Genomic DNA, 1,593 nt, shown 5'->3' with positions numbered 1-1,593 from the left:
CCTTCCCGGAGAAGGTGCGCTCCGCCGTCGGGCGTCCTGGGTGGTCGGTGACGCGAGCGAGGGGTGGTGGGACGGGGCTGTCCACGGCGTACCGGCCGTTCACGGAGCGTGCGTACCGGGCAGTACCCTTCCCTTCGGCACTTCACCAAAACTTCACGAACGGAGCCCCCCATGGCAGCACTCGGCTGGAAGATCCACGGAGACGGGAAGCGCGTCGAGCCCGGCGCCGTGGTCAGCACCGACGAGCGCCTGAGCTGGCCTCGCACGATCGGGATCGGCATGCAGCACGTCGTCGCGATGTTCGGCGCGACGTTCCTCGTCCCGCTCCTGACGGGCTTCTCTCCGGCGACCACGCTGTTCTTCTCGGCGATCGGGACCATCGGGTTCCTGCTCATCACGCGCAACCGGCTCCCCAGCTACCTCGGGTCGAGCTTCGCGTTCATCGCCCCGATCACCGCGGCGAGCGCGTCGGGTGGCCAGTCGGTCGCGGTCGGCGGGATCCTCGTCACGGGTCTGGTGCTCGCGCTCATCGGCGTCGTGGTGCACTTCGCGGGCCCGCGCTGGATCGACGTGACCATGCCGCCCATCGTGACCGGCACGATCGTCGCGCTCATCGGCCTCAACCTGGCACCCGCCGCCTGGAACAACTTCAAGGTGTTCCCCGTGACGGCGTTCATCACCCTCGCCTCGATCATCCTCATCACGGTGCTCTTCAAGGGCATCATCGGTCGTCTCGCGATCCTGCTCGGCGTGATCATCGGCTACGTCGTCGCGACGATCCGCGGCGAGGTCGACTTCGCCCCGGTGTCCGACGCCACGTGGTTCGGTCTGCCCGAGTTCGTGACCCCGACGTTCGACGTCGCCGTCCTGGGGCTGTTCGTCCCGGTCGTGCTGGTGCTCGTGGCGGAGAACGTGGGCCACGTGAAGTCGGTCGCGGCCATGACGGGCAAGAACCTCGACGACCTCACGGGCCGTGCGCTCTTCGCCGACGGTCTCGCGACGACGTTCGCAGGGATCGGCGGCGGTTCGGGCACCACGACGTACGCCGAGAACATCGGGGTCATGGCCGCGACGCGCGTCTACTCGACCGCGGCCTACTGGGTCGCGGGCGCGACGGCCCTGGTCCTGAGCATGTCGCCCAAGTTCGGTGCGCTCATCGCGACCATCCCCGCGGGGGTCCTGGGCGGGGCGACGACGATGCTCTACGGCATGATCGGCATCCTGGGTGCGCGCATCTGGGTGCAGAACAAGGTCGACTTCTCCGACCCGGTCAACCTCACGACCGCGGCCGTCCCGCTGATCGTCGGCATCGCGAACTTCACCTGGGTCATCGGCGACGTGACGTTCGAGGGCATCGCCCTCGGTACGGCGTCGGCCCTCGTGATCTATCACGTGATGCGCAACATCGCGCGGTGGCGCGGGACGTCGCAGGAGCCCGCGAGCCCGGCCTCGGTGCCGGGCGGCGAGGAGATGGCGGACCGCTGACTGACCGCTGCTGCCGGGCCGCTGGGCGTCGCCGCTCGCGGTGGACCTGGTGCGCACGTGGGTGACCCGCCCGCGAGACGCGGCTGACGGGGGTCTGGGAGAGATCCT

The 1,593-nt window shown here is 69.3% G+C and carries 1 protein-coding gene; it reads left to right on the top strand.

Going from position 1 to position 1,593, the window contains the following annotated elements; genetic code table 11:
- Window positions 1-171 precede the first annotated feature (171 nt).
- Window positions 172-1,485: a uracil-xanthine permease family protein gene (locus ACFWFR_RS19295; protein ID WP_377624197.1), complete on the top strand. Its 1,314-nt coding sequence runs from the start codon at window positions 172-174 to the stop codon at window positions 1,483-1,485.
- Window positions 1,486-1,593: the final 108 nt, after the last annotated feature.

The organism is Oerskovia sp. NPDC060287 (genome assembly GCF_042726775.1).
In the GTDB taxonomy this organism is placed as follows: domain Bacteria; phylum Actinomycetota; class Actinomycetes; order Actinomycetales; family Cellulomonadaceae; genus Oerskovia; species Oerskovia merdavium.
Note: the sequence above shows the minus strand (reverse complement) of the source record. Positions and strands in the feature narration are given on the sequence as shown.

Excerpts from the sequence above, each read along its gene's own strand:
- ACFWFR_RS19295 (WP_377624197.1), top strand. The coding sequence starts at position 172 with ATGGCAGCACTCGGCTGGAAGATCCACGGAGACGGGAAGCGCGTCGAG.